Origin of the sequence: Actinomadura syzygii (assembly GCF_008085905.1) — a bacterium.
In the GTDB taxonomy this organism is placed as follows: Bacteria; Actinomycetota; Actinomycetes; order Streptosporangiales; family Streptosporangiaceae; genus Spirillospora; species Spirillospora syzygii.
In genome coordinates this window covers 487,611-505,955 of sequence record NZ_VSFF01000006.1, presented here as the reverse complement: position 1 = coordinate 505,955, position 18,345 = coordinate 487,611, and the positions used below count along the sequence as shown (strand labels likewise).

At 69.3% G+C, this 18,345-nt stretch carries 18 protein-coding genes and 1 pseudogene; 17 read left to right on the top strand and 2 right to left on the bottom strand.

Annotated elements, in window-relative coordinates; all coding sequences use genetic code 11:
• The first annotated feature begins 90 nt into the window (after positions 1-90).
• From folP to FXF65_RS17585, 5 genes are read left to right on the top strand one after another with little or no spacing between them, the layout of a single operon-like run.
• Entirely contained in the window at positions 91-1,035 is a 945-nt protein-coding gene (folP, locus tag FXF65_RS17605; protein ID WP_378234402.1) for a dihydropteroate synthase, read from the top strand.
• Positions 1,032-1,469 carry a nuclear transport factor 2 family protein gene (locus FXF65_RS17600; protein ID WP_148351036.1) on the top strand — a complete coding sequence of 146 codons (438 nt, stop codon included), beginning with the start codon at positions 1,032-1,034 and terminating at the stop codon, positions 1,467-1,469. Before folP ends, FXF65_RS17600 begins: the two co-directional genes overlap by 4 nt.
• Positions 1,466-1,831 (top strand): dihydroneopterin aldolase, encoded by a 366-nt coding sequence (folB, locus tag FXF65_RS17595; RefSeq protein ID WP_148351035.1) that lies wholly within the window; start codon positions 1,466-1,468, stop codon positions 1,829-1,831. Before FXF65_RS17600 ends, folB begins: the two co-directional genes overlap by 4 nt.
• The gene (gene folK / locus FXF65_RS17590; RefSeq protein WP_148351034.1) at positions 1,828-2,415 is read left to right on the top strand and encodes a 2-amino-4-hydroxy-6-hydroxymethyldihydropteridine diphosphokinase; all 588 of its coding nucleotides are present in this window, start codon (positions 1,828-1,830) and stop codon (positions 2,413-2,415) included. The genes folB and folK overlap by 4 nt, the downstream gene beginning before the upstream one ends.
• Entirely contained in the window at positions 2,412-2,921 is a 510-nt protein-coding gene (locus tag FXF65_RS17585) for a DUF3180 domain-containing protein (protein WP_148351033.1), read from the top strand. The genes folK and FXF65_RS17585 overlap by 4 nt, the downstream gene beginning before the upstream one ends.
• A 19-nt stretch (positions 2,922-2,940) precedes the next feature.
• On the opposite strand, the gene FXF65_RS17580 is transcribed toward FXF65_RS17585, so the two are convergent.
• The gene (locus tag FXF65_RS17580; protein WP_148351032.1) at positions 2,941-4,089 is read right to left on the bottom strand and encodes an NADH-quinone oxidoreductase subunit D; all 1,149 of its coding nucleotides are present in this window, start codon (positions 4,087-4,089) and stop codon (positions 2,941-2,943) included.
• Between the two features lie 211 nt (positions 4,090-4,300).
• Between FXF65_RS17580 and FXF65_RS17575 the strand changes: the two genes are divergently transcribed.
• From FXF65_RS17575 to FXF65_RS17565, 3 genes are all read left to right on the top strand, one after another.
• Complete coding sequence (locus tag FXF65_RS17575; RefSeq protein WP_246198847.1) at positions 4,301-4,879, top strand: PH domain-containing protein; 579 nt, start codon at positions 4,301-4,303, stop codon at positions 4,877-4,879.
• 308 nt (positions 4,880-5,187) lie between these two features.
• Positions 5,188-6,405, top strand: coding sequence for a PH domain-containing protein (locus FXF65_RS17570; protein WP_246198845.1), 1,218 nt, complete (start codon positions 5,188-5,190; stop codon positions 6,403-6,405).
• A gap of 288 nt (positions 6,406-6,693) precedes the next feature.
• Complete coding sequence (locus FXF65_RS17565) at positions 6,694-7,902, top strand: cytochrome P450 (protein WP_148351029.1); 1,209 nt, start codon at positions 6,694-6,696, stop codon at positions 7,900-7,902.
• A 132-nt stretch (positions 7,903-8,034) separates the two neighbouring features.
• On the opposite strand, the gene FXF65_RS17560 is transcribed toward FXF65_RS17565, so the two are convergent.
• Positions 8,035-9,048, bottom strand: coding sequence for an SAM-dependent methyltransferase (locus tag FXF65_RS17560; protein WP_342787370.1), 1,014 nt, complete (start codon positions 9,046-9,048; stop codon positions 8,035-8,037).
• A 109-nt stretch (positions 9,049-9,157) separates the two neighbouring features.
• Here FXF65_RS17560 and FXF65_RS17555 point away from each other — a divergent pair, with 109 nt between their 5' ends.
• The 9 genes and pseudogenes from FXF65_RS17555 to FXF65_RS46240 all read left to right on the top strand — a co-directional run.
• Positions 9,158-10,330, top strand: a complete 1,173-nt coding sequence (locus FXF65_RS17555; protein ID WP_148351028.1) for a sensor histidine kinase — start codon at positions 9,158-9,160, stop codon at positions 10,328-10,330.
• A complete protein-coding gene (locus FXF65_RS17550; protein ID WP_148351027.1) occupies positions 10,327-11,025 on the top strand; it encodes a response regulator transcription factor in 699 nt (232 codons plus the stop codon). Before FXF65_RS17555 ends, FXF65_RS17550 begins: the two co-directional genes overlap by 4 nt.
• A 161-nt stretch (positions 11,026-11,186) precedes the next feature.
• Positions 11,187-11,495: a chaplin family protein gene (locus FXF65_RS17545; protein WP_246198841.1), complete on the top strand. Its 309-nt coding sequence runs from the start codon at positions 11,187-11,189 to the stop codon at positions 11,493-11,495.
• A 288-nt stretch (positions 11,496-11,783) separates the two neighbouring features.
• The gene (locus FXF65_RS17540) at positions 11,784-12,560 is read left to right on the top strand and encodes an ABC transporter ATP-binding protein (protein WP_187412353.1); all 777 of its coding nucleotides are present in this window, start codon (positions 11,784-11,786) and stop codon (positions 12,558-12,560) included.
• Positions 12,560-15,055: an ABC transporter permease gene (locus FXF65_RS17535; protein WP_148351026.1), complete on the top strand. Its 2,496-nt coding sequence runs from the start codon at positions 12,560-12,562 to the stop codon at positions 15,053-15,055. The genes FXF65_RS17540 and FXF65_RS17535 overlap by 1 nt, the downstream gene beginning before the upstream one ends.
• 108 nt (positions 15,056-15,163) lie before the next feature.
• Positions 15,164-16,123 (top strand): Rossmann-like and DUF2520 domain-containing protein, encoded by a 960-nt coding sequence (locus FXF65_RS17530; protein ID WP_148351025.1) that lies wholly within the window; start codon positions 15,164-15,166, stop codon positions 16,121-16,123.
• 374 nt (positions 16,124-16,497) lie between these two features.
• Complete coding sequence (panC, locus tag FXF65_RS17525; protein WP_148351024.1) at positions 16,498-17,352, top strand: pantoate--beta-alanine ligase; 855 nt, start codon at positions 16,498-16,500, stop codon at positions 17,350-17,352.
• On the top strand, positions 17,352-17,768 hold the full coding sequence (panD, locus tag FXF65_RS17520) for an aspartate 1-decarboxylase (RefSeq protein WP_148351023.1): 417 nt from the start codon (positions 17,352-17,354) through the stop codon (positions 17,766-17,768). The genes panC and panD overlap by 1 nt, the downstream gene beginning before the upstream one ends.
• Positions 17,769-17,795: 27 nt before the next feature.
• Positions 17,796-17,987, top strand: a pseudogene (locus FXF65_RS46240) (hypothetical protein); the annotation flags it as partial.
• Between the last annotated feature and the right edge of the window lie 358 nt (positions 17,988-18,345).

Sequence of the window (18,345 nt, the reverse complement as noted above, 5' to 3'; positions counted from 1 at the left end):
GGCAGGGGCCGCCGGGAGGCGGGTGGCGGGTGGGGCGGGCCTCGGAGGCCGCCGCCGCGCCGGGATCGGTTCAAGGCTTAGGGTTGAGTCATGACCGGTGCCATCGTTCCGGGGCTGCCCGCGCCAGGGCGTTGCCTCGTCATGGGCGTGGTCAACGTGACCCCCGATTCCTTCTCGGACGGCGGGGCCTGGTTCGACCCGGAGAAGGCCATCCGCCATGGGCTCGACCTCGTCGCGGAGGGCGCCGACATCGTCGACGTGGGCGGCGAGTCCACGCGGCCTGGGGCACAGCGTGTGACCCAGGACGAAGAACTCCGCCGGGTCGTCCCGGTCATAGAGGCGCTCACTGCCGAGAACGTTCCGGTCAGCGTCGACACCATGCGCGCCGACGTGGCCGAAGCCGCCCTTAGCGCAGGGGCCAGGCTGGTAAACGACGTCAGCGGCGGGCTGGCCGACCCCGAAATGCCGCGGGTCGTCGCTGCCGCGGGCGTTCCGTACGTCGTGATGCACTGGCGCGGTCACAGCCATGACATGCAGACCCGCACCGTCTACGCGGACGTGGTGGTCGAGGTACGTGACGAACTGCTCCGCAGGGTCGACGCGGTAGTGCGCGAGGGCGTCGACCCCTCGATGATCGTGCTCGACCCAGGGCTGGGCTTCGCCAAGAGTCCCACGGCGGGGCACAACTGGTCGCTGCTGGCCCATCTGGATGCGTTCACCGGTGCCGGGTATCCCGTCCTGGTGGGGGCCTCCCGCAAGAACTTCCTCACGAGGTTGCTCGCCGAGCCGGATGGTACGCGGCGACCCTTCCTCGAATGCGATGACGCCACCGTGGCGGTCACGTCCCTGATCGCGGCGGCGGGGGCGTGGTGCGTGCGGGTCCACCGCGTCCGACCCAACGCGGACGCCGTTCGGGTGGCGGCCGCGTTCCGTGCGGCGCGTCCCTCACTTGAGGATGCTCCTCCCGCCGACGAACAGAGCCCAGGACAGACCGCGGCCGGCGGCCGCGCCGACGACGGGAGCCGCCGTCCATGAGCCGTGCCGTGAACCGTGCTGACGTGGACGAAGTCCACGCCGAGTTCTATGCCGCGTTCGAGGCCGGTGACTTCGACCGCATGTCCGACGTGTGGGCCGACGGCGAGTACGCGCGAGGCGTCTCCTGCGTGCACCCAGGCTGGACGATGCTGCGCGGACGCGAAGAGGTGCTCCGTTCCTGGGCCCTCATCATGGCCAACACGACGTACATCCAGTTCGTACTGACCGACATCGAGACAGACGTCTACGGCGATCACGCCGTGGTCACCTGCAAGGAGAACATCCTCACCGCGGACGAGGACACCGAGGCCGGATTTCTCGCAGGAGGAAGCATCGTGGCCACGAACGTGTTCGTACGGGCGGACGGGGAATGGCGGCTGCTGCTCCACCACGGATCCCCCGTCCTCAACGTCGTGGATGCAGAGGAAGAATGACTCTCGACCACATCGAACTGCGCGGTCTGCGCGCGCGCGGACGCCATGGCGTCCTGCCCGCCGAACGTGAGCTGGGGCAGGAGTTCGTCGTTGACGCCGTCCTCGGACTCGACACCCGCCCCGCCGCCGCCGCGGACGACCTGTCCCGTACCGTCGACTACGGAACGCTCGCCAGTCGACTGGTCGCCGTCGTGGAGGGGGAGCCCGTCGACCTCCTCGAAACGCTGGCCGACCGGCTGGCGAAGATATGTCTGGAAGACAGGGCGGTGACGGAGGTCGAGATCACCGTCCACAAGCCGAGCGCCCCGGTCCCGCACCCCTTCACGGACGTGGCCGTGAAGATCAGGAGGAGTCGCCCATGACAGCTTCCGACCGCATGCCCGACCGCACCGCCACCGGCGGCCACATGCTGGTCGAGCACCGGGTCGTGTTCTCGATCGGCAGCAACCTAGGAGACCGCCTGGACAACATCCAGGAGGCGGTGGACGCGCTGTTCGACGCCCCCGGGCTGAACTACGTGGCGTTCTCCCCGGTGTACGAAACCGCCCCCTACGCGCCGCCCGGCGAGACGATCCCCGAGCAGGGCGACTTCCTCAACATCGTGCTCGTCGCGGACACCCGGCTCCCACCGGAGAACCTCCTGGAGCGAGTACTGAACATCGAGACGTCGATGCGGCGGGAACGCAAGGTCCGCTGGGGGCCGCGCACGCTCGACATCGACATCGTCGTGTTCGGTGACATCACGTCCGACGACCCCGATCTGACGCTCCCGCACCCGCGCGCGCACGAGCGTGCGTTCGTTCTCGTGCCGTGGGCCGACATCGAGCCGGACGTGCTCCTCCCCGGACACGGCCGCGTCGGCGACCTCGCCCAGGCCAAGCAGGCCGAGGGCGGTCCTTCGACCTGCCGTCGCCGGGAAGACCTGGCCCTGCAGCAGCCTGCATGAAACCGTCCCGCCCGCTCTTCCTCATCGCCCTCGTGGTCGTCATCACGGTGATCACCTGGGCGGTGATGCGTTCTGCGTACGTGTCGCTGCCGCCGCTCCCGTGGACGGCCGTCCCGACGCTGCTGCTGCTGGCCCTCGGCGAGGGTTTCACCGGGTTGAACGTCCTGCGCCGTATCCGCCGCAAGCCCGACAGGGGGCGCGGCCGGGACGCGAACCGCAAGTCGGCGCCCAAGCCCCTGGATCCGATGGCGGTCGCGAGGCTCGCCGCCCTCGGCAAGGCCAGCGCCCACGCCGCCGCGGTCATCGCCGGTGTGTTCGCGGGGTTCGCCGCCAGCCTGGTCGCGTCGCTCGACAAGCCCACCCCGCGCCACGACTTCTTCGTCAGCGGCGGCACGTTCCTCGCCGCCGTCGTCCTGGTCGGGGCCGCGTTCTTCCTGGAGTACGCCTGCCGCGTGCCCAAGGACCCGGACGAGGAACGGCGCGACCACGGCGTCTCGCGCGCCTGAATCTCCATCACTCGGACGGTTACTTGTCGATGTCGCCCACGACGAAGAACATCGAGCCGAGGATCGCGATCATGTCGGCGACCAGGTTGCCCGGCAGCAGTTCCGTCAGGACCTGGATGTTGTTGAACGACGCGGACCGCAGTTTCATGCGCCACGGCGTCTTCTCACCGTGCGATACGAGGTAGTAGCCGTTGATGCCCAGGGGGTTCTCCGTCCAGGCATAGGTGTGGCCCTCCGGGACCTTCAGAACCTTCGGAAGACGTTGGTTGATGGGGCCCGGGGGGAGTTCGGCCAGCCGGTCGAGGCAGGCGTCGGCGAGGTCCAGTGAGGCGTGCACCTGGTCGAGGAGGCACTCGAATCGGGCCAGGCAGTCGCCTTCCGTCCGGGTGACCACACGGACGTCGAGGTCGCCGTAGGCGAGGTACGGCTCGTCCCGGCGGAGGTCGAAGTCGACGCCGGACGCGCGTGCGATGGGCCCGGACACGCCGTACTGAAGAATTTGCTCTCGTGTGAGGACACCGACGCCTCTCGTCCGGGCACGGAAGATTTCGTTGCCCATGATGAGGTCGTCGATGTCGCCCATGCGGGCACGCACCTCGGAGACCGTGCTCCGCGCGCGCGCCGTCCAACCGGCGGGAAGCTCCTCTTTCAGCCCGCCGACCCGGTTGAACATGTAATGCATCCGTCCGCCGGAGACCTCCTCCATCACACGCTGCAACGCCTCCCGCTCACGGAAGGCGTAGAAGATGGGTGTGATGGCCCCGACCTCCAGTGGGTACGAGCCGAGGAACATCAGGTGGTTGAGGACGCGGTTCAGCTCTGCCAAGAGCGTCCTCGTCCATACGGCGCGCACGGGGACTTCCATGCCTAGCATCCGTTCGACGGCGAGAACGACGCCGAGCTCACTGGAGAACGCCGACAGCCAGTCGTGCCGGTTCGCCAGCACGATGATCTGCCGGAAGTCACGGACTTCAAAAAGCTTCTCCGCGCCCCTATGCATGTAGCCGATGATGGGTTCGGCCGCCGAGATGCGTTCGCCGTCCAGGGTCAGCCTCAACCGGAGCACGCCGTGCGTGGACGGATGCTGGGGGCCGATGTTCAGTGTCATGTCCTCGGTGGCGAGCTCCTTGGCGCCCGCACCGATACCGACGATGCGTTCGGTCGTCATGGTCGCGTCTTCGCCACTCGGGTCACCGCCTCATCGTCGCATGGCGAGCGGTACTCGTTTTCCGGTTGACTATGGCCCGATGAATCCGAGCCACGGCGAACCGCCCTACGAGCCCGCCGCCGATCCTGGAGCCCAGGATGCGGCGTATCCGCCCCTGCCATCCGGGCAGCCGGGCCAGGGCGGTCGACCTCCGGGTCCGTCCGGTCAGGGCGTGTCTGGACAAGGAGCGGCTGGGCAGGGCCAGGTACCGGCGAATTATCCGCCGAACCCGCATCCATCCGGGAGCCCCGCCTACCAGGCGGACCAGGCGTTCGCGGCAGGGGGCGGCCTGCAATGGTCGCGCATCTCCAGTCGGCATGCCTGGCACAGGCTGCTCACTGCCGTGCTGTGGGCGGTGCCGATCGGGGGTGTGGGCGGGTTCATCGTGTGGCGGAACGGCGGTGTGGTTCCAGCCGCCATGTGGGTCGCTGCCGTCGTGCTGGGCGCCGTTCTCACATGGGTGATGGCCGAGCTTGACCGCCGTGCCTACGGATACGCCGAGCGTGCGGACGACCTCATCGTGACTCATGGGGTCCTGGTGAAGCGGCTCATCGTCGTCCCCTACGGGCGGATGCAGTTCGTGGACGTCACAGCGGGGCTGCTGGAGCGTTGGATGGGTGTCGCCACCGTCCGGATGCACACGGCGGCCGCGGCGACGGACGCCACCATTCCCGGCCTACGGGCCTGGGAGGCTGCCCAGTTGCGCGACCGCCTCGCCCAGAAGGGCGAGGAGCGGAGCATGGGGCTATGAACGGCCCCTACGGCCCGCCTGGCCCGCCCGGTCCGTATGGGCCGTCCGGTCCGTATGGACGGCCAGGACCGCCCGGCCCTTATGGTCCTCCTGTGCCGCCCTATGGTCCGCGCCCTCCTTATGGACCTCAGCATGGACCTCAGCCCGGCCCGCATCCGGGTCCGCCCTACGGGCCGCCTCAGCCTCCGTATGCGGGTTACCGTCCGCCGGTCCGGTTCTCCGAGGGCACGCACAGGCTGCACTGGGCGACGGCTCCACTGCGCGCGTTCATTTTTCTCATCGTCTACTTCGTCCTGCTCGGCTTCCCTTTGCTGCTCACCCAGACAGGGGACGGCATCACCCTGGCGCTCACTCCAGAGGTGATTGGACGATTTGTCATCGTGACCGTCCCGGTGGGGTTCGTTGCAGTGGGGACGGGTCTTTGGACGTGGCTCGCTCTACGTTTCCGTATCGACGGTGACGATCTCGTTGTCGAGACCGGTCTGCTCCGCAAGAACAAGCGCCGGATCCCGTTGTCGCGCATGCAGGCCATCGACCTCGTCCGTCCGCTCGTGACGCGCGTCTTCGCCCTGGCAGAGGTGCGAGTGGAGTTGGCGGGCGGTGAACGTAGCGAGATCGCGCTCCGCTATCTGGGACGTAACTCCGCCCAACAACTGCGCGCCGAACTTCTGGCTCGTGCCGCCGGGCTCCCCGGTCACACGCCCGAGGCGCCTGAACGGCTTATTTGGCATGTCTCGTTCGGAAGCTTGCTCGCGTCCCTCATCCTGCGCCTGCCCGTCCTCGGCACGGTTCTGCTCTTCTTCGCCTCCGTGCTGTTCCTGGTGATGTACGCAGAGGGCGGCATCCTGGCCGTCACCATTCCTGTTCTGCTCGGGCTCATCCGCGCTGTGATCGCCCCCCTGGTGATGTACGCCAACTTCACGGTCGCCATGTCACCGGACGGGATACGCCTGCGGTACGGCCTCCTGGAGACCCGGATGCAGACCCTGCCCCCGGGGCGCGTCCAGGCCGTCAGCATCATCGAGCCTTCGGTCTGGCGGAGCCTGGGCTGGGCTCGGGTCGAGGTCACGGTCGCTGGCTACGCGGGTGAGCGGCAGGCCCTGTCGTCGACTTTGCTGCCCGTCGCGCCTCGTCACGTCGCGATGCACCTTGTCTCGCAGGTGTTTCCCGGGACGCAGGTCGACGCCGTCCCTCTGGTGGCTGCTTCGTCCAGGGCCGTGGCGATCGACCGTGCGGACGGCGCCGGCACCGACGATGTCGTGTTCGTGACCCGCCACGGCTGGCCGTGCCGCCGCACCGACGTGATCGCCCACGCGCGCGCACAGAGCGTCCGCCTCACCGCGAACCCTCTCCAGCGCCTCGTCGGGCTGGCCACCGTCCATGTCGACGCGCCTCCCGGACCCGTACAGGTCGCGGCCACCGACCGCGAGCTGGGCGAGGCGCGCGCCATCGTCGAGTCGACGGCCCGCCGCGCCCAGGCCGCCCGCCGAGCCGGAGGCGGAGACCCGACCCGCTGGGCCCGCTGACGGGTTATCCACAGAACCACGTTCTACTTCCGGACTGCCCCGCGCCCCATCACCATGGATTCAGGTCGGCCCGCCGCTGGGGGGAGGCGGGCCGACCGCCCAAACGACACGGAGCCTAAAAGGGGGCATCTGTGCGATTCGTTGCTGCTCGCGACTAATGAGTGGGGGGCCGACGGCGGTGTGGCCCACAGCTCATCCAGGCACGTCATTGTTGTGGATTGTCCACCGGGGATGGTTGGGAGGCGTTGGACGGTGGGCTGATTCGCCGAATGCGAATATCGTCGAGACATGAGCGAGTTGGTCTATGACCCCTGGTCTCCTGACTTCGTCGCAGATCCGTATCCGGTGTTCGAGCGGCTCCGTGCCGAGCGGCCCGTGTTCTTCGACGAGGCCACCGGGCAATGGGTGATCAGCCGGTACGAGGACGTGAACGCGCTGCTGCGGGACCGGCGCCTCGGACGGACGTATCTCCACATCGCGAGCCATGAGGAGTTCGGCCAGGCGCCGGAGGCGGACTTCCTCAAGCCGTTCTGGGACCTGGTCCGCGCCGGGATGCTGGACCTCGAGCCGCCCGACCACACGCGCTTGCGACGCCTGGTGTCCAAGGCGTTCACGACACGCATGGTGGAGGAGCTGCGGCCGACGATCCAGCGGCTCGCCGGGGAGTTGGCCGGGGCGCTGGCGGACAAGGGCGGCGGCGACCTGCTCGCCGAGGTCGCCGAGCCGCTGCCGGTGAACGTGATCGCCGAAATGCTCGGCGTGCCGGTGGAGGAGCGGCATCTGCTGCGCCCGTGGTCCGCCGACATCTGCGGCATGTACGAGCTCAACCCGCCAGAGGAGGTGCAGCACACCGCCGTCCGCGCCGCCCTGGAGTTCTCCGACTACCTGCGCGACCTCGCCCGCACGCGGCGGAACGAGCCGCGCGACGACCTCATCAGTGCTCTGGCCCAGGTGATGGACGATGGCGACCGGCTCACCGAGGACGAGCTGATCGGGACCTGCGTCCTGCTCCTGAACGCGGGCCACGAGGCCACCGTCAACGCGACCGGCAACAGCTGGTGGGCCCTGTTCCGCAATCCGGAGGAGCTCGCGCGCCTCCGGGCCGATGCTTCACTCGTCCCGACGGCCGTTGAGGAACTGCTCCGCTACGACACCCCAGCGCCGATGTTCGAGCGATGGGTGTTGGAGGACATCACTGTCGGCGGGGTCGACATTCCCCGTGGGGCTGAGGTGGCTTTGCAGTTCGCGTCTGCCAACCGCGATCCGGAGGTGTTCGCCGAGCCCGACCGTCTCGACCTGTCACGCGAGCCGAACCCGCACATCACGTTCGGCCTCGGCATCCACTACTGCCTGGGCGCACCGCTGGCCCGCATCGAACTCGCGGAGTCGTTCGCGGCCGTCCTACGCGCAGCACCCGACCTACGCCTCTCCACCGAACCGAAATGGAAGCCCGGCTTCGTCCTACGCGGCCTGGAGGCCCTCTACGTAGAACGCTGACCCCGCACCCCACTCGGGCCTCCTGCGCGCGTCCCTAGCGTGCACGTCCCGTCGCGTGTTGCGCGCGCCCGCGCGCGAGCGGTCCCTCCCTGTGCGCGGAGGCGGGAGCGGGGGTGTGTGCGTGGGTGGGAGTTAGGTGGTTAGGGCGGTGGGGATTGGGACGTTCACTGTCTGTGCCAGCCAGCCGAAGCTGCCTAGGCCTGAGGGGTCGGTTAGTTCGGCGTCCTCACCTGCGTGGCAGAGGGCGGAGACGTAGGCGCGGGGGTTCTGGTGGGCCAGGGACAGGGCCGGGCGGACGCCGGTGAGGCCGAGGGCGCGCAGGGCCTTCCGTTGGGTGGTCAGGAGGGTGGACGTGGCCCCGGCTCGTTCTCCGGCGGTTGTGCAGGCGTCCAGGGCCACGTGGGCGGTCACGTCGCAGGAGCCGTCCGGGACGGCGGGGACGGTGAGTCCGTCCCGGTAACCGGTCAGCGTTCCGTACACGGGGCGGGAGTCGGCTGAGTGGGAGTAGTCGACAGCAAGGGCGAGACCGCCGGAGAGGCGTCCGATCACGGATGCCCAGGCAGCGCAGCGCGGGTGGCCGATCTCGGCGCGGTCGCCGGGCTCGTGCAGGGGCCACCAGCGGTCCAGCCAGGCGCGGTCCTCGTCCGTCGGGGCCGGGCCGGGCCGCTCGACGCCCGTCGATGGTTGGACGAGCACCGTCCGCATGCCGTCGGGAGTGTGCTCGACGACGTCAAGCGGCACGTTGTCGAGCCATTCGTTCGCGACGGCGAGGCCGGTGATGCGGTCCGGCAGGTCGGTGCGCCAGATGATCTCCAGTGGGGTGTCGGCGGGGCGGGGCGCGATCTCGACGGCGGTCGGGGCCAGCCGCGGCGCAAGGTCGGACGGGACGCACCCCAGGATGTTGCTCAACAACCGTCCGGACCCAGCGCCGATGTCGACGATGTCCAGCCGGTCTGGACGTCCGAGGAGAGCGTCGACCTCGACCAGGAGGCGGGCGATGGCGGCAGCGAACCGGGGGGAGGCGTGCACCGACGTACGGAAATGCTCGGCGGGACGTTCGCCGCGACGGTAGAAGCCCCCGTCCCCGTACAACGCGCGCTCCATCGCGGTGCGCCATGGCAGCCACTCGGTAACCAACGCGTCCACGAGGGTGACGTTACCGTGGGTGGGTCGTCCGTTCGGTCCGTCCTGTGGCCGACGGGCGTACTACTTGTGGCTGATCCAGGGCTGAGCTGCGGCTACGTACCCTGTCGGCATGGTGGTGCGCGCATGGGACTGGCTGCGGGGTGAGAAGCCGCTGGTCGATGCGTTCTTCGCGGCTCCGCTGGTGCTCCTCTCCCTGCCCGATCTGCTGAGGGAGCCCTTTGGGGTTTCCAAGGGGACGTACGCGCTGTTGATGGTCGCGTTGACCGCACCGCTCGTACTGCGCCGGACGTACCCGCGTGCCGTGTTCGTGGTGGTCGCGCTGATTTCTGGCGTCCAATGCCTGGCGGGCGTCAATCCCGTGCCCGCGAACGTCGCCGTCCTGATGGGGTTGTACACGGTGACTGCCAGTTACGCATTCCGCTGGGGTATCGCGGCGGCATTGGTCGGCGAAGTGGGGGCGGCCATGGCGACTTTCCGTTACCCGACCGGCGCGAACGCCAGGAAATCCACGTTCACCATCCTCGCGGTGGTGGTCGCAGGGGTGTGGGTCCTGGGTCTGCATATGCGGACACGTCGCGCGTACCTGCGTTCGGTAGAGGAACGAGCGGCTCGCCTGGAGCAGGAGCGCGACAACGAGGTGAAGATGGCGATGGCCGCAGAGCGCGCGCGCATCGCCCGTGAGTTGCACGATGTCGTGGCCCACAACGTCAGCGTCATCGTGGTGCAGGCGGACGGCGCGTCCTACGCGATCGACACCGACATAAGACGGGCCAGGCAAGCGCTGGAGACCATCTCGAACACGGGACGGCTGGCCTTGGCGGAAATGCGTCGCCTCCTGGGCGTCCTGCGGGAGAACGACGACGTGGGTGCGTACGCCCCTCAGCCTGGGGTCGCACAACTGGACGATTTGATCGAGCAAGTACGCGCATCCGGATTGCCCGTCATTTACGAGGTGGAAGGGGTGCCGGTGCCCATGTCGGAGGGACGCCAGTTGACCGTTTATCGGATCGTCCAAGAGGCGCTGACCAATACGCTCAAGCACGGAGGTCCGCGCGTAGCGGTGTCCGTGCGGATGCGGTATTCGGGCGAGGCCCTGGAAATCCAGGTGGACGACGACGGGCGGGGTGCCGCCGCACCCGACGACGGACGTGGGCATGGTCTCGCCGGGATGCGCGAGCGCGTCGCCGTGTACGGGGGCCGAGTCCGTGCCGCACCCCGTTCCGGAGGAGGCTTCGAGGTGGTGGCGTGGATACCGGTACGGGAGGAAGTGGGGGCCACATGACGGATGCGGACGAGTTGGCGCCGCCGATCCGGGTCGCGCTGGTCGACGACCAGGAGCTCGTGCGGGCCGGATTCCGCATGGTGCTGGACGCGCAACCCGACATCGAGGTCGTCGGCGAGGCCGGAGACGGGGTGCAGGCCCTGGAACTGCTACGCGGCACTCGGGCGGACGTAGTTCTCATGGACGTCCGGATGCCGCGGATGGACGGTATCGAAGCGACCCGCAATGTCGTCGCCGGTTCCGGCCCGAAAGTCGTCATCCTGACCACGTTCGACCTGGACGAGTACGCCTTCGCGGCCATCAAGGCGGGTGCCGGCGGGTTCTTGCTGAAGGACGCGGGCCCGGCGCAGTTGATCGAGGCGATCAAGTCGGTGCACTCCGGGGACGCCGTGGTCGCGCCCAGCACGACGAAGCGGTTGCTGGACCGGTTCGCCGTCCATCTGCCGGACGCGGAGGCCAAGGCGAACGGTGCGCTGGAGAGCCTCACCGACCGTGAGGGCGAGGTGTTGCGGCTCGTCGCGCGCGGGATGTCGAACGCGGAGATCGCGGCGCGGCTGTACGTCTCGGAGGCCACCGTGAAGACGCACATGGGGCGGATCCTGATGAAGCTGGGGCTTCGCGATCGGGTGCAGGCCGTCGTGTTCGCTTACGAGACAGGGCTGGTCAAAAGCGGCCAAGGCGACAACTCCGCGTAGCGGCTTGTCGTCTGCTGGTGGTCATTTGCCTTCGCCATGAACCACGCAAATGTCCTGCCAGAGAGTAGCGGGGTAACTACCGTACGCGACGTCGCCTTTGGGGGCGACGTCGGCACTTGTCAGAACGGGCCTGCTAAGCCCACGTACGGGAGGACCTCTTCGTGCTCAAGAAGCTTGCCGCCACCGGCATCCTCGGCTTTGCCCTCGCCGGCTCCGCCCTGGTCGCGACGCCCGCCTACGCGTCGGTCTACGGCGGCGGCCACGGCCACTGCCACCACAAGTGCCATCCGAAGGGCCATCACCACGGCCAGTTCAACGGCAACCACACCAGCGGGAACTTTTCGATCCTGGGCGGGAACCAGGTGAACGCGCCGATCTCCATCCCGATCAACGTGTGCGGCAACGCCATCGCGGTGATCGGCATCGCGTCGGCCCACTGCAAGGGCGGTGCGTCGGTCGAGAACGGCTGACGCGCGTCACCGGCGGGCGCGGATGCCCGGCGACCGGGCGCCGGAGATCGTTCAGATCTCCGGCGCCTCGGTGTTTCCGCAGGCCGGACGAAAGGCGTCCCCGCAGGTCGGACGGGGGCTGTAGCCCGAAGGCGTAATCCTCAGGTCGTATGCGCGGACGCCGTGTAGCCCAGTGGATTACGCCCGGTAGCCGCGAGGCTGACGCGGGATGTAGCCGCCAGACCGATGCCGGGGCACGGCGCGGATTCCTAACGTGGTCATCGTTCGTCCGAGACCCGAGGAGCAGCCGTGACCAGCACGTTCACCGACCCGCCAGGACGCGCCGGGGGAGCCGTCGCGGCCACGCCGGCCGTCACCGCCGAGGGTGTGTCGAAGGTCTACGGGGCGGGGGACGCGGCGGTCCACGCGCTCCGCGGGGTCGGCGTCGCGTTCGCGCGGGGCGCGTTCACCGCGATCATGGGGCCGTCCGGGTCGGGGAAGTCGACGCTGATGCACTGCCTGGCGGGGCTCGACACGGTGACGTCGGGACGGATCCTCCTCGGCGACGCCGAGATCACCGGGATGGGCGACCGGCAACTCACGATGCTGCGCCGCGACCGGGTCGGGTTCGTGTTCCAGGCGTTCAACCTGCTGCCGACGCTCACCGCCGAGCAGAACATCCTGCTGCCCCTGGATCTCGCCGGGCGCAAGCCGGACCGCGCATGGTTCGAGCAGGTCGTGGACGTGCTGGGGCTGCGCGACCGGCTGCGGCACCGGCCGAGCGAGCTGTCCGGCGGCCAGCAGCAGCGGGTCGCATGCGCCCGCGCGATCGTCGCCCGCCCCGAGGTGATCTTCGCGGACGAGCCGACCGGCAACCTTGACTCCCGCGCGGGCGCGGAGGTCCTCGGGTTCCTGCGCGCGTCCGTCCGCGAGATGGGCCAGACGATCGTGATGGTCACCCATGACCCGGTGGCCGCCTCGTACGCCGACCGGGTGGTGTTCCTGCGCGACGGCGAGATCGTGTCGGAGATCGTCGGACCGACTCCGGGTGCGGTGCTCGACCGGCTCAAGAGCCTGGAGGCGTGATGCTGCGCACGACCCTCGCGGGCCTGCGCGCCCACAAGCTGCGGCTGGTGCTGACCGCCGTGGCCATCACCCTCGGCGTCGGCTTCATCTCCGGGACGTTCGTCCTGACCGACACGATGAATAAGGGCGTCGCCAAGACCTTCGCCCGCTCGGCCGACAAGGTCGACGTCGCGGTGCAGCCCGGCGTCGGCAGGGCCGACGATGGCATTCCGGCCGCTGTGTTCCAGAAAGTGCGTGCGCTGCCCGGCGTCACCGACGTGCAGGGGCTGGTCAAGGGCGATGCCGCGTTGGTCGGCAAGGACGGTAAGGCGGTGGGCGATTCCCCCACCGTCGGCATGTCCGTGCCGTCCGGACGGCTGTTGCGCTACGAGATGGACAAGGGACGGTCTCCCTCCGGGGGCGGGGAGACCGTCCTCGACACGGCGGTGGCCAAGCGCGAGGGCTACACGGTCGGCGACACGGTCACGATTCTCGACAAGCAGCACCGCCCGCACGGTTTCAAGGTGGTCGGCCTGGTCGACTTCGGCATCGACCAGGACGCGAGCTTCCGTGGAGCCGTGGGTTTCGACGCCGCCACGACCATGCTGATGACCGGTGAGAAGACGTACCGGGAACTCGACATCGCGGGCGGCGGCAAGACCCTTGTGAAGGGTGCCGTGGGTTCGTCCTACGACGTCTACACCGGGGCAGAGCTCGGTGCGAGGCTGGCCAAGGCGGCGGGCGCGGACACGAAGATCATCCGTACCGGGCTGCTGATCTTCGGGCTCGTGGCGATGCTGGTGTCCGCGCTGGTCATCTACAACACGTTCTCGATCCTGATCGCGCAGCGGATGCGCGAGATGGCGCTGCTGCGCTGCGTCGGCGCCACCCGCCGCCAGGTCTTCGGCGGCGTGTTGGTGGAGTCCGCGGTGGTCGGCCTGGTCGGCTCGCTGCTGGGCATCGGCGCCGGTGTCGGCCTCGGCGAGGGCGCGCTGTTCGGCGTGAACAGGCTCAACGCGAACGTGGCCATGGCCGCGCCGTCCCTCGCCGTGCGGACGATCATCGCCGGGCTCCTGGTCGGCGTCACCGTGACCGTCCTGTCGGCGTTCCTGCCCGCCCGCGCCGCGACCCGCGTCGCGCCCGTCGCGGCGCTGCGCTCCGACCTGGAGCCGGGCAGCGGACGGTTCCGCCTCGGCGTGCCGCGCACCGTGATCGCCGTGCTGCTCGGCGGCATCGGCCTCGCCGTCGGCGCCCTCGGCTCGGTCGCCATGGAGAAGGGCGAGGCCGCGATGTACGTGGTGGCGCTCGCCGGCGGCGTGTTCTTCCTCGCGGTGATCGCGGCGATGCCGGCGCTGGTCCGGCCGCTCGGCCGGCTCGCCGGGGCCGTCCCGGCGCGGCTCGGCGGGGTGCCCGGACGGCTCGCCGTCGCGAACGCGCAGCGCGCCCCGCGCCGCACCGCGACCACGACGATCGCGCTGACCGTCGGGGTCGGGCTGATGAGCCTGTTCGCGGTGATCGCGGCGAGCGGGAAGGCGACGGCGGTGCACAAACTGGAGGAGCAGTTCCCCGTCGAGTTCCAGATCGAGACCCAGGACGGGGACGGGACCCTCCCGCAGGCGCTCGCCGGGACGCTGCGGCAGCGTCCCGAAGTCGCCCAGGTCATCGAGGCGCGCGAGAAGGACGCCCGGGTCGGGGGCCGGGAGGAGACCGTCTCCACCATGACCACGGCCGCGCTCGGCTCGGTCGTGAAACCCGAGATGAAGGACGGGACGCTGGCCGCCGCGCTCAAGCCGGGCACGGGGATGGCCGACTCCGAGACCGCCAAGAAGCCCGGCCGCGGCATGGGCGACACCGTTCAGGTGAGGACCGCGCACGGCGTCGTCCCCGTCAAGATCACCGCCGTGTACGCGCCGGGTGCCGGGCTGGACGGGATCGCCGTGCCCGAGTCCGACTTCACCCGGTATTTCGGTGTGGTCGACCCGTCCGCGATCTACGTCAAGACCCGTGACGGCGTGCCCGCGTCCCAGGCCCGCAAGGCCGTGGACGACGCGGCGCACCCCTATCCGGCCGCGAAGGTCGTCTCCGGCGCCGAGTTCAAGGAGACGATGACGAAGGCCGTGGACATGATCCTGATGATCTTCGGGGGGCTGCTCGGCCTGGCGATCGTCATCGCGCTGTTCGGCATCGCCAACACGCTGACCCTCTCCGTCGTGGAGCGGACGCGGGAGTCCGCGCTGCTGCGCGCCCTCGGCCTCACCAAGCGGCAGCTCCGCCGGATGCTGTCCGTGGAGGCCCTGGTCATGGCGGTGATCGGTGCGTTCACCGGGGTCGTCCTCGGGATCGGGTTCGGCTGGGCCGCGACGAACGCGATGGCCACCGACTCGATCTTCTCCCTGCCCTATCTGCAGGTCATCGGGTTCGTCGCCCTCGCCGGCCTCGCCGGGACGGGCGCCGCCGTGATGCCCGCGCGGCGCGCCGCGAAGACGTCCATCGTCGAGTCCCTCGCCCATGACTGAATGGAGGGTGCGGGGTGGCCGCCGCCACCCACCGGACGGCGTGGCCGGGGCCCGCGGGTACTCTGGTGCGCGCACGTCCGGTACCTACCTGAGGACTGGAACGAACCGATGGACCCTGTCACGCCGTCCTCCGCCACGCCCGGAAACGGGTCGGACGCCCCCTGGGACGCACCGGGACCCGGGCCGGAGTCCCCCGAGGACAGGCCCGCGCGCCTCGCGGTCGGCGTCGTCGGCGCGGGCCGGGTCGGCACCGCGCTCGGCGCGGCGCTGTCCCGCGCGGGGCACCGCGTCGTCGCCGCGACCGCCGTGTCGGAGCGGTCCCGCTCCCGTGTCGAGGAACGCCTCCCCGGCGCGGAGATCGCACCGCCGCCCGAGGTCGTCACGGCCGCCGACCTTGTGCTCCTGACCGTCCCGGACGACGACCTGCCCGAACTGGCGTCCGGACTCGTCTCGGCGGGCGTCCCGGTCACCGGCAAGCTGGTCATGCACACCAGCGGACGGTACGGGGCCGCCGTCCTGGACCCGCTCACCCGTGCCGGAGCCCTGCCGCTCGCCCTCCACCCGGTCATGACGTTCACCGGACGTCCCGACGACGTGAACCGCCTCACCGGCATCTCGTTCGGCGTCACGTCGCCGGAGCCGCTGCGTCCGGTCGCGGAGGCGCTCGTCGTCGAGATGGGCGGCGAACCGGTGTGGATCACCGAGGAGCGGCGTCCGCTCTACCACGCGGCGCTCGCCGGAGGCGCGAACCACCTCGTCACTCTGGTCGTCGAGGCGATGGACCTGCTGCACGCCGCGGGCATCGCCGAGCCCGGCCGGATGCTCGGCCCGCTGCTCGGCGCCGCCCTCGACAATGGGCTCCGCCTGGGCATCAACGGCCTCACCGGCCCGGTCGCCCGCGGCGACGCCGGAACGGTCTCCGACCACGTCGCCGAACTGTCCCGGGTGTCACCGGAGAGCCGCCGCGCCTACATCGCCCTGGCCCGCCTCACCGCCGACCGCGCACTCGCCGCCGGAATGCTCAAACCCGAGGACGCCGAACGCCTCCTCGAAGCCCTGGCCGACTGACCGGACGAGACCGTGTCCCCTCCTATCTCTGCGGCGCCCACCCGATCCTCTGCGGTGCCCGTCCGACGGGCTCGCGACATGGCTCCCTCGCGGACTCGCCCATCAGGACGGCCTAGCGTCAGGTCGTCCAGTGGGCGACCGTGCACAAAGCCGTCGGATGACAGACGACCCGTGGGTTCGCGAAATGGTTTCTTCGCGGCCTCGCCATCAGGACGGTCGAGCGTCAGGTCGTCCAGTGGGCGGCGGTGGACACAGCCGCCGGGTGATAGACGACCTGACCGTGGTGCGCTGGCGGTGAGCGAGTCGCGTGGGCTGCGGCTGGGCGGATTGGTTGTTGTGGTGGGTGGAGGCGTTTGTGAGTGGGAGGAAATGACGTGACGCCGGTTATCGCGCGGACGCGGGAGGAACTCGCGGATGTTCGTTCGCAGGTCACGGGAACGTTGGCGCTCGTTCCGACCATGGGTGCCCTGCACGAGGGGCATCGTTCTCTGATCCGGCAGGCGCGGAACAGTGCGGACGCCGTGGCGGTGAGCATTTTCGTCAATCCGCTCCAGTTCGCTCCCGGTGAGGACTTCGACCGGTATCCGCGCACGTTTCCCGCCGACGTCGAGATGTGCGCCGCCGAGGGCGCCGATCTCGTCTTCGCGCCGTCCCCTGACGTCATGTATCCGGACGAGCCACAGGTCACGATCAAGTCGGGGCCGATGGGCGAGGTCGTGGAGGGCGCCGCCCGTCCAGGACACTTCGACGGGATGCTCACGGTCGTCCTGAAGCTGCTCAACCTCGTCCGGCCGGACGTGGCGATCTTCGGCCAGAAGGACGCGCAGCAGCTCGCGATGATCCGCCGGATGGTCGCCGACCTGAACGTGCCCGTCACGATCGCCGCCGGGCCGACCGTCCGGGAGCCGGACGGGCTGGCCCTGTCGAGCCGCAACCGGTACTTGTCCGTTGAGGAGAGGCGCACGGCCCTCGCCCTCTCCCGTGCCCTGCACGCGGGTGCGGACGCCGCCGCCGAAGGCCGGGACGCGGTGATCGCCGCGGCGACCGCCGTCCTCGACCCGGCCAAGGCCGCCGACCCCCCGCTCGACCTGGACTACCTCGTGCTCGTCGATCCCTCGACCTTCGCCGCGTCCACGGGCGACGGCCCGGCTGTCCTCGCCGTCGCGGGCCGCGTCGGCGCCACCCACCTCATCGACAACGTTCCCCTCCATCTCGGCAAGGAGCACTGATGTTCCGGACGATGTTCAAGTCGAAGATCCACCGCGCCACCGTGACCCAGGCGGACCTTCACTACGTCGGCTCCCTCACCATCGACCAGGACCTCATGGACGCCGCCGACCTGCTGCCCGGGGAGCAGGTGTCGGTGGTCGACATCGACAATGGCGCTCGCCTGGAGACCTATCTGATCGCCGGTGAACGCGGCACTGGGGTGATCGGCATTAACGGGGCCGCCGCCCGCCTCGTCCAGCCGGGGGATATGGTGATCATCATTAGCTATGCTCAGATGGCGGACGCCGAGGCTCGTGAATTCGTCCCTGCCGTCGTTCACGTCGATCGGTACAACCGAATCATCTCGTTGGGCTCCGACCCGGCCGAACCTGTCCCCGGAACGCGAACCACCCGAGGGGATCTGGTTCGCGACTGACGTTTACGAGGTTCTTTCGAGACTGCTCAGATCGCCTTCCCTGACGCTTCGACTGCCATTTATGAAGATCCGCGTCTGCGTGAATGCGACTACGGGGACCTGAACGGCTCCCCGGTCAGTGTCGTGGCCGCCGAACGTGCGCACCGCATCGCCCCCCCTCGACCCGGGCGGCCAGAGCTACCACCAGGTGATCCAAGCCACCAGCGACTTCCTTTGTGACCTCTCCGCTGCCTGGGCGGTCAGCGTGTTCTGGTCATCTCCCACTCGGGGAACAAGTGGCCTTTGGACTGCCTTCTGACCGGCGCATCCATTGAGGAATTGATCGACGCTACTTGCAACTTGCAGGAAGGTCGGCACTACACCCTGCCCGCGAAGAGCCTTCCGACCTTGGATGCTCGCTGCTCCGCGAACTGGTCGGCGCGGCGGCCGATAGGAAGCCTTCGTTCTAGGTTACTGAAGACGTTCGTGAAGTTTGGTGCTAGAGCGGTGCTGCGCAGCGCGGCCCGCGTAGGCGTGGCCACCCCTCGATACTGAGATTGGCCATATTTAAGGGCTCGGAAGGGCCATTTCGTACGCT